1 protein-coding gene is annotated in these 10,982 nt (G+C 58.6%); it reads left to right on the top strand.

The features are described from left to right. A partial coding sequence (locus OO12_RS13500) for a LysM peptidoglycan-binding domain-containing protein (protein ID WP_034159241.1) occupies positions 1–10,982 on the top strand: 10,982 nt, incomplete at both ends.

The following is a 10,982-nucleotide window of genomic DNA, read 5'->3' as shown; positions in this document are numbered from 1 at the left end:
CGCTCGGCAACACGATCACCCGCACCTACACGGCCAAGAACGAGCTTCAGACCGAAACCCGCTATCTCGTGCCCGATCCCGATGGCGCCGGCAGCGGCACCCCGGGCACGCCGCAAACCACACGCTACGTCTATAACGGCAAAGGCCATATCGCTTATACAATTACGGCCGAAGGCAAGGTCACATGGTCGGACTATGACGCTTACGGGCAACTGATCACCTCCGTCGCCTATACGGTATCGGGCATCGATCTCGCGACGATTTCGGTGAATGACACCACTGCCGTCGGCCAGCTTGATGGCTGGCGTGCCGGTTCGGGAACAGACCGCACCGCCGCAGTCCGCACCGAACGTGCCTATGATGCACGCGGCGGGCTGATCCGTGAGACGAGCTATTCGAAGCTGCTCGCAACCGGTGCGTTCGATACGGCGTCGGAGAAGAGCGAGACGCTTTACACTTATAGCGCGTATGGCGAACTCCTGCAGCGCCGAGTGGTGGTCAATGGCACGACCAAGACCGAGACGTTCAGCTATGACGGGCTGGGCCGGGTCACCTCGACCACCGATCTCGAAGGCCGCACCACCACTGTCGCCTTTGGCGACACACAGCAAAAGACCACCGTCACCTTCGCCAACGGCTCAACCGAAGTGTCGGTCTACAACCTTGCCGGCCAGCTCATCACTTCGACCCGCTCGGCGTCGGATGTCTCTGCCCAGGTGACCAGCTATAAATATGACGCGCTCGGTCGCCTGCGCATCGCCGCCGATCCGCTCGCCGTCAATGGCACGGTCGGCCATCGCACCTTCTTCTTCTACGATAATGTCGGCCGCAGGGCCGCCGAAGTCGATGCGGATGGCACGCTTACCGAATATCGCTACAATGCCAACAACAGCGTCTCCAGCACGACGACGTACAATACGCGCTTGCCAGCGGCCCTGTTGACACCCGCGTCGGGAACACCCCCGACTTCCCTGGTTGATCTGAACGGCAACCCCACCTCGCTCACGCTCGATGCGATCCGGCCTGTCGCCGATCCTGTGGCGGATCGCTGGAACTGGAATTATTACGACGCGTCCCAGCGCCTGATCCGCACGATCGATGCCACCGGTGCGGTCACTGTGTTCGCCTATGACGGCGCATCGCAGCTGACCTCGACCACCGAGTTGGCGACACGGATGACGGCCAGTGACCTGGCCGCGCTCAAGAGCCCACCGGCACCGAGCAATCTCTACCCCAATCCCAATGATCCATCGCAGTGGCAATTGATCAATTCGTCAATTGCCCCAAGCGGGACGATCAACGGCTGGAACGCATATCTGGTATCAGTGAAGACAAATGGTGTTCCTGCCGCTGTGCGTTCAACGACACTTCCGACTGTCGTTGCTGGCGAAACGCTCACCCTGACGATGCAGTTCAAAGCCGGTTCGGTCAATTATCTCAATTTCGGAATGCAAGGGACAGTCGATGTTTGGGGGAGCGCTGCCGATTCTACCGCGACGATCTCAGGTCCAGGCGCTGTAACAAGAACGACTGGCGGTTTGTTCATGGTCTCCGGGCTTCTCACGAACGAGATCACCACGGTCACTATAACCCGTACGTTTCCGCAAGCCCAAGGCGTCTTTACTTTCCTCTATGCCGGCACACACACACTCAGCGCCCACGCCGATGACTCGATTGTCCTAGCTAATCCTACCATGCTCCGGGTCGGCCCAGGGCTTCCCGTTTTGCCTGCCCTGAACCCCGCCAACGACCGTGTCTCGCGGATGTTCTACGGCGCCGACGGCCAGCTGATCGGGGCACTCGATGCCGAGGGGTATGTCTCGAAGATCGTCTACGACAAGGCGGGACGCAAGATCGAGACGATTGCGCGCAAGACCAGGGCGGGCACCACGACGGGTGACTTTGCGACGATCTTCGCCAGCGCCTCCACCAATAATGCCGCCGCCGACAATGCCATCGATATCCACAATTGGTGGCTGTATGACGCGCGCGGCTTCCTCGCCGCGACCATCGATGGCGAAGGCGGCCTGACGCGCTTCCACTACACCCCGGCCGGTTATGTCGATCTGCAGACCAAGGGCCAGAAGCTCGATCCCGCAACGCTGATCACCACGCCGCCGACGCTCGCCAATCTGCCGGCAGCGCCTGCCGGTACGACCCTGGAGACGATCGGCTGGACCCGCAACGCCTATGGCCAGGCATTGACCGAGACCCGCAGCCTGACCGGTACCGTCACGACGACTACGACCTATGGCTATGACGTCATGCGTCAGCTGATCTCGACCGTCACCCAGGCGGGCGGAACCGATCCGCGTACCTATAATCAGCGCTATGACGGGCTTGGCCGCCTGACCAGCGAGCTTTCAGGCATCGGCAGTGCCGTCCTCGCTGCGCTGTCCAGCCCCACCCAGGCGCAGATCGATCAGGTCTATATCGATTACGGCACGACCTATAGCTATGACGCGGCCAACCGGCTGACCGCCAAACGCGGCCCAAAGGGCGCGGAGGCCGAGGGCGCCAGGACGCTCTATTACTACAATGCCGACGGCGATCTCGCCTATCAGATCGACGCGCTCGGCGATGTGACCGAGTATCGCTACAACAGCTTTGGCCAGCGCAGCGATACGATCGTCTATGCCGGCAAGCTTGCAGCCGCGACCATCGCCAGTTGGACCGGCGGAGAGATTACGGCGGCGGTCAGAAACGCCGTCACCGGCCTGGCATCGGCCGCGCTCGATACCGCGGTCCATAGTGACTTCAATGTCGATGGAACGCTCAAACAGTCCATAGACGCCAATGGCAACGTCTCGACCTTCACCTACAACGCGTTCGGCGAACTGATCACGAGCACGGTGCCGCGTGACGGCGCGGCGACGATCCTGTCGACCCGCAGCTATGATCGCCGTGGCCTGCTCAAGACGCAGAGTGTCGACGCCGCTGCCGGCGGCAAGGCGATCACCACCAGCTATGGCTATGACGCGTTCGGACGCGCGATCCAGCTGACCAACGCCAACAACAAGATCACCAATTCGGAATATGATCGCGACGGCCGGCTCGTCAAAGTCACCGATGCGCTCACCAACAGCACCAGCTATACCTATGATGCGCGTGACAATCTGGTCGCGGTCACCGATGCCGATGGCAAGATCACACGTTATGTCTATGACAAGGCAGGCCGCAAGATCGCCACGATCGATGCGCTCGGCGGCGTGGTCGCCAACAGCTATGACGCCGATGGCCGGCTGGTCGCGACACGTGAATATCTGACTGCGGTCAGCCCGGCGGGCCTGCCGCTCGAGGTGACCGAAGCCGCACTCGCGTTGCCGGGGATCAATGCCGGCGACCGCGTGACGCGCTACGCCTATGACAAGGACGGCCAGCTCCGTTTCGAGATCGACGGGCTCGGCCATGTCGTCGAACATGTCTATGACGCACGCGGCAACGCCATCCGCACGGTCGCCTATGACGGTACCATCGGCGCCGATGGTACCGGCCTCTATTCTGCAACCTGGATCGCAAGCCAGGTCGCAGGCCTCGCCGCCGCGCCCGGCACGCGCGTCTCACGCGCCGTCTATGATGCCGTCGGCCGGCTGACCTACAGCATCGATGCCCTGGGTCAGGTCACGATCGCGACCTATGACGCCAAGGGACAGCTGACCAAACAGGTCCAGGTCGCAGCGCTTTATGCCACCGCTGGCGACCCGACACTTGCCGCGATGAACTCATGGGCGACCTCGAACGCCAATGCGACCAACGATCGCACGACGCGCTCGCTCTACGACCGCAAAGGTCAGCTCGCCTATGGCGTCGATGCGCTCGGCTATGTCACGCGCTACGAGTATGACAAGCTCGGTAAGCTGCTGAAGCAGACGCGCTACGAGAGTGCCCAGTCGGTCAACGATGGAACCACCGTCGACACCATCAGTATCACCTCACCGGCGACCGCGCGCGTCACCCAGTTCAGCTATGACAGCGCCGGCCGGCTCGAAACGACCACCGATCCTGCTGGCTTCGTCACCAAATTGACCCTCGACCAGATGGGCCAGATCCTGTCGTCGACCGACGCGTTCGGCACCAGCGATGTCAGCACGACCGCCTATGAATATGATGCGGTCGGCAATGTGATCAATACCACCGATGCGCTGGGGAATATCGTTCATCAAAACTATGACGCCCTTGGCAGGGTAATCGCCATTATCAAAATACCGAACCTGACCGGCCTTACTACACTTCCCGGCACTGGCGTGGATGAGAAATACTACTTGGCCACCTACGCGGATATTGGCGCCGCCGGGGTGAATCCATCTTATCATTACAGCATATCTGGTTGGCGTGAGCGGCGTAATCCGGATGCCATGTTCAATACCGGTTATTATCTCGATCAGAACCCGGATATCGCCGCCGCGGGCATTAATCCGTTTGAGCATTTCCTTCAATCTGGTTGGCGTGAAGGTCGCAAGCCTTCAGCAAATTACTCGGCGGCTGATTATGTAGCTCAACATGAAAACATCACCGAAACTTTTTCCTACGATGAAACGGGACGCCTAGCTCAACATATTATTGCTGCCGGCACGTCGGATCAGGCAACCACAAAATACACTTATAACGCGCTTGGCCAGCTCAAGACGACAACCGACGCGCGCGGAACGATCACCACGCGCGTTTATGACGCGCTCGGCCAGCTCTCGTCCACCACCCAGGAGATGGAAGCAGGCACCACCGCCGACGACATCGTCACCACCTATGCTTATGACAATTTCGGCAAAGCCTGGAAGGTCACCGATCCACGCGGCAATGCCGGTTATTTCTATTATGACAAACTCGGTCAACTGGTGCTCCAGATCGACCCCGAAGGCTATGCGACCCGCACCACCTATACCATCAACGGCAAGCCCGACACCGTCACTCGCTATGATGCAAAGCCGACCGGCACACCGACGGCGACGACTTCACCGACGATCGTCACAACAGCGGGCAAGGATGCTGTCACCAGATTCACCTATGACAAGCGCGATCAAATTCTCAGCGTGCAGGATGCCGAAGGATATACCGAAAGCTATAGCTATAATGGATTCGGCGATCGCCAGACGGTCACCAACAAGCTCGGTGGAATCACCACCAACAGCTATGACAAGCGCGGCCTGTTGCTCAGCGAAACGTTCGACACCAACAACGTTACCAACCGCTACACCTATGACGCGCGCGGCAACCGCAAAACCATGGTGGAGGCGGACTTGCGCACCACGAGCTGGTCCTATGACCTGCTCGATCAGGTGAAGGACAAGACCAGCAATCAGACTGCCATTCTCAACGCCAACCTCATCGGCACAACCAATAAGGCGGTGGTCGAATATTATCAGTACGACAAGCGCGGCAACGTGATTCAATCGACCGACGCCAATGGCGCACGGAGCTTTGCGTTTTACGATTATGCCGATCGCAAAATCGCCGAAATCGTCCCTACCAGCGCCACGACCGGCACGCTCAAAACCTATACGTTTGACGCGGCGGGCAACATCACAGCGCAGCGCATTTATGGCACCGCGGTCACCCTGCCCGGCACGCCGGGTGGTGCCGTCCCCGTGGGCAGCGGGGAGTTTCGCGAAACCCTCTATCAATATGATCGCAACAACCGCCTGATCACCGCCGTCAGGGTCGGGGTCGCCTATGGCGAATATGACAATGGAACCTATACCTATGGTTCCACCGACATCGTCACCCGAACCAGATATGATGCCGCAGGCAATGTCGTGGCTCAGACCGATGGCCGGGGAAACGATAGCTATACCTATTACAATAAGCTGGGGCAGAAGATTGCGCAGGTCGATGCTGAAAAATACCTGACGACTTATACGCTCGACCAGAATGGCAATGTGAAGAGCGAAATCCGTTATGCCAAACAACTGACCGTCCCGATCAGCGAAGCGACAGTACCCAGCCCGCCAACCTCTCTGCCGGAGGATCGCAGGACCGACTTCAGCTATGATCGCAATGGCCGCCGCGTTTCGGAAACGCGGTTCAATGTTGCAGTGGCGACCGTCTCCGGCAGCAACGTGCCGACAATCACCACCACATCCGCGACGATCAGCTATAGCTATAATGGTCTTGGCCAGGTTCTTCAAAAGAACGAAGCCAATAACGACTACATCAAGCATGTTTATGACAAACTTGGCCGCGAGACACATAATGAGAAGAGCGCCTATCTCGATTATCGCGGCATCTCGGTCATCCCCGCGACCGACCTCATCTATAATGGCCTGAACCAGGTCCAGCAGTCGACCGAGCGTGGCGATGGCACCGCAACCGCTGCGGACCGCGTGACAATATATAATTATGATGCCGGCGGACGCCTGACCGGCACGACCGATCCCACTGGTTTTGCCACCAGCTATTATTACGATCAGGCCGGACGCCTGGTCGCGCAAATCTATGCACGACTCAAATCCGATGGTTCATCGGAAACCAACGGCAATTTCCTCGCTTATGACCTCGCGGGGCGTGAAACCAGCAGAAAGACCGGTGTCCTGAGTGGCGGCGCCTGGACCTTTGGCGATACCAACGATCAATATTATAATGGCTATGGCGACATCATCGCCCAGGGTACCAATACCGGCGGCGTTCAGGCCAATGCGCAAGGCTTTGCCGACTATGACAAGGCCGGCCGCGTGTGGCGTACCAATATCGGCGATGGCATCACCAAGGTCTACGCCTATGATCGCAACGGCAATGCGACAATGCTGTTGCAAAGCATCGGCAGCAAGGATCTCAGGACCTATGCCGATCTCAATGCCCTGGTCGCGGACAATAGCGGTGTATTGACTCAGACGATCAGCGACTATGACAAGCGCAATCAGCTTATCGATACAATTCAACCATCCAGCAACAATGCCGGGGCAAACCCGGTTCATGCCGTCCTGGTCAATACCAGCGGCAGCGGCACAGCTTATTTCAACGCCAGCGGCTCAGTCACGTCCCCAGCCAATGCTGTCACCACTGGAGCGACTGGCGTTCCGGTAACTTCGATAAGCGACGTCATCGCGAATAAGTCTTCGAATATAACCGTGAACTGGATAGAGACGTACGGTCATTCATGGGGGCAAGATGCATCCGAATGGATGGTTTACAGTTGGAATGCCAATATTCCGGCACCATCCTCAAAAGGATCCGGCAATATACGAGTATTCTATAACGGAACCGATGTTTCACTATCGACTTCAAGACTACCTGACGGATCATTTTTCGTTTCAGGGACTGATAGTTATTGGGGGTGGCCAAATCTATCAACCTCAGTACAAGACTTTAAAATATACCAAGAGGTTCCTGAAACTGGCGGTACACTTGTCTTGTTGGCAAGCGTTCAATTAACAGCAAATGGTGAGTCATACGACAAAACTATTACAGCCAGCACACCAACACCGGCAGCGATTCTTTTCAAAAACGAAGGATCGAACACAACGTCGGTTGTTATGCTCGTCAGGCCAGCGAATTCCAGTGGCCCTTATAGCAAATTCAATACGCCCCCATTGCAGAATAAATCCGGCACGAACGTGGCCGGATGGTTCACTGCGGATCTCACCCAACCGCCGTTCAACGGATTACCGGCAGGCAGCAGTTGGGATGTCAAATATCTCGCCATGGATGCCAACGGCGCTATTTACGATTCCAAGCAGGGCACGCTGACGGTCGACGGCAACGGTAATCCATCGACCAGCTTTACCCCGGTTCTGGTCGGCGGCCCCGGCCAGGCAGTGCTAACGAGAGATTATGGCAGTGACTGGCTGATCCTGTCGAGCTTGCCGGCAGCCCCCGTGCGCCTGCTCTACCGGCCCGTCGGCAGTAGCGGCGCCTGGTCGAGCGCGGTCGGCGCTCCCACACCCGGCTATGGCCAAAATGGTCTTGCCGCCTATAATGTCAGCGGCATTGGCGGACCGGTCGACTATTGGGTCGAACTCGCCGACGGCACCAAGGTGAACGGCACCTTCACCGTCGGTGGTCAGGCATCCGCTCTGAAGCAATATGCCGATGGATCCCGGGCGATCACGCTCAATCCACCAAGTGGCCAGACGGTCACCCTGCAGCAGTTCCGCTATTTCCAGAACGGTGCCTGGTCGAGCTGGATTACGCGCAGCGGCGGTGGGAGCTGGACCTATGATGCCGCGGCGCTTGCGGATTTCTACACCAGCCGCAGCTATCCGATACAATATGAGACCTACAATGGCGCCACGCTCGTCTCTCAATCAGCGGCGACCTTGACGCTTGGCTATGACGGCCAGGGCATCTCCAACTTCACCAACACTCAGGCATCTCCCGCCAGAGTGGTGTTCACGCCACAGCAACCGAGCGCGACGCGACTAATGCTGTACTGGCGCGATGCCGGATCGAGCGGGGCATTCAACGCCGCAACGGTCGCCAAGGTCAACGGCGTTTTCACCTGGGATGTCGATACCGCCGGCGCGCGGCCGGTCAGCGGCACGCGCAATCTCGAATATTATTATGATGCTTATGCCAGCGACAGCCCGAGCAGTCTGCTGCCGACGCTGAACGGCGCGGATCATGCCTTTGGCTATCTCTCCATCCAGAGCGATCGCTATACCAATACCAGCAATAACGAGCTTCGCTGGGTGATCGATACCCGCGCCGCGTCCAGCTATCTCATCCACCGCCTGCAAAGCTATAACGCGTTTGGCGAAATCGTGCAGGAGATTGATGGCAAGAACTTCGCCACCAATTTTACCTATAATACACTTGGTAAGATGACCAGCAAGGTCAGCCCGCAAGTAACGGTGACCGGCGAAGCGGGAGTTTCGACCCGACAGTCGCCGACCGAGACTTATTATTACGATATCTCCGGACGCCTGGTCGCAACCCGTGACGCCAACAACACGGCACTTGGCGCCGGCGGCAAGGTCTTTGCGCGCTCACTACTGGCCGGCTCCGGCCATGGCGACGATACCGCGCTCGCTCTGAGCGAATATCAGCCCGACGCGAGCAGCAAGGCCATGGGTTATGATATTTTCGGCAACCTGCGCTTCACCACCAATGAGATCGGCGCAACCACGAAAAACACCTATGATAAGGCCGGCCGCCTGATTCAGGTCGAGCATCCGGTGCGTGTCGGCGGCAATTCGCCCGGCACCCAGTTGATCGACTATTATAGCTATGATGGCCTGGGCCAGCGCATCAAGCACACCAATTCCGTCTATGGCGCCTCGGTCGCCGAGACGACCGATTATGATACGCAAGGCCGCGTGGTACGCAGCGCAAGCTTTGGCGGCCTGGTTACAAGCTATGCCTATGCCTGGTACGGCGCGGCAACCAACCTGCTCGTCACCACCGGTCTGGGTAATTTCGGCGGATGGCAGACCATCACCACCAATTCCGCCGGTCTCAAATCCTATGAGAATAATGGTCTGTTCGGCCAGATCAATTGGCGGCGGGATTTCGGCGGTCGTACCACTTTCTTCACTTACGATCTCAGCGGTCATCTGCGAAATCAGGCCGGCACGAACGGCCAGTCGATCGACTTCACATATTACACCAACGGCTATGTCGCCAGCATCACCGACAATGCGGTGGGCATGAAATCGACCTTCGAATATGACAATGAAGGCAACCGCACGCTGGAAACCTATAACAGCACCGATGCGGCGCCTGTCTTCTATCAGAATGCGGCGATCAGCTATGACGAGCTTGGACGGATCATCCGCTTCAAGGACGCCAAGGCCGAAATCACTTATCTCTACGACGCCAACGGCAATCGCCGCGAAATGAAGAGCGTCTATAATGACGGCCTTGGCGGCGGCGGACAAACTCAGGATTACTGGTACAGCTATGACAGCATGAACCGGTTTGTGGTGACGATGGGCTCGCGTTCGGGCGGCACCATTGTCGCCGGCTCGACCGGCGTGGCGATCGCCTATGATGCGGCCGGCAACCGCCGCATCGCGACCTATGGCTATGATGGCCATAGTGAGGCCTATAGCTACACGGCCGATGGCTATCTGGAGGATACCACCATCGGCGGGGTGGTGCGCACGCGACGCGTCAACGACGCGCTGGGCCGGGTGACGGGCTATAGCCAGTATCTCGCCGGCGGCGGGCTCGATCTCAGCCGTTCGATGACCTATGACCGCGACAACCGCGTGGTCGACGAAACCGACCAGGATGTCACCAACGGCAACATCACCACCACGATCCATAATGACTACAAGGCGTGGACCGGCAGCAGCTATACCGGCGCCGATCAGGGCGTGATCACACATAGCCGCTCGGTTCAGTCGGGGATCACCACCGACACCAGCTATTCTTATGAATGGTGGGACGAAGCCAAGCAATCGCAGGTCAGGATCAACGCCACCAATCCCGCCAACCCCAATACCGGGCAATGGGCGGCGGGTTATTCGAACTTCACCTATGACGTGAACGGCCATCTGTTGCGGGTGACCGACAGCGCCGTCAATCGCGTGCTGAGCTATCAGAACGACGCCTATGGCCAGGTGCTGGTGCGTGAACAGACCGATAATGGTCAACTCGGCCCGCGCCAGCTCTATTATTATTTCAATGGCCGCCGCATCGGCGATGTTGGCAATGACGGCCCCAACCCGGCGCGGGTCGATTATGCCCAGGAACTCGCCCAGGATCGTGGCAAGGCCGCGGGCAAGGGTGGCTTCCGCAATGGCCAGCCCGTGGCGAGCGCGGATTTCGACCAGAATTATCAGCCGATCAACGGCAATTATCCCGGCCAGGCGGCAACCTCTTATACCGTGCGCACCGGCGATACGCTGTCCTCGATCACCCAGGCAGCCTGGGGCGACGCCAATCTCTGGTATCTGATCGCCGAAGCCAATGGCCTGTTCGCCGACAGCGCGCTGACCGCCGGCCAGACGCTGTCGATCCCCAACAAGGTCACCAATTTCCACGACACCAGCGATACCTTCCGCGTCTACAGCCCCGGCGAAGCCATTGGTGACACGCTTCCCACC

Source organism: Sphingomonas sp. ERG5 (assembly GCF_000803065.1).
Taxonomy (GTDB): Bacteria; Pseudomonadota; Alphaproteobacteria; order Sphingomonadales; family Sphingomonadaceae; genus Sphingomonas.
The sequence above is the reverse complement of the archived record's forward strand: the minus strand, read 5'-3'. Positions and strand labels throughout refer to the sequence as shown.